Origin of the sequence: Ochrobactrum sp. SFR4 (assembly GCF_019730395.1) — a bacterium.
Taxonomy (GTDB): domain Bacteria; phylum Pseudomonadota; class Alphaproteobacteria; order Rhizobiales; family Rhizobiaceae; genus Pseudochrobactrum.
On record NZ_JAAPBB010001129.1, the window covers coordinates 1 to 248 of the forward strand.

A 248-nucleotide genomic window follows, 5' to 3' on the forward strand; every position below is an offset into this window, starting at 1 on the left:
GTCGAGCAGGCCGAGAGCCGCATCTTCACCAGTGCTGCGCAATAATTCAGTCAGCGCATTGGCAAAAGCTGCTTCTGCAAGAATTTCCGGTTCAATACCTTCTGAGATTCCGTCTGCCCACGCTTCATGCTGATATTCAATTGCGGCTTGCTTCTTCTCATGGGCAATGAGTTCATCAAGTTCTGACAGAGAATGATTCATTAAAATATCACCTTGGCTTAAAGCCGTTGGACACTGCATTGCAGAAG

The 248-nt window shown here is 47.2% G+C and carries 1 protein-coding gene; it reads right to left on the bottom strand.

The genetic code is table 11. The annotated features are described in order from the left end of the window. Positions 1-201, bottom strand: a 201-nt coding sequence (locus tag HBA93_RS22555) for a hypothetical protein (RefSeq protein ID WP_221724724.1), incomplete at its 3' end; no start/stop codon positions are given. Between the last annotated feature and the right edge of the window lie 47 nt (positions 202-248).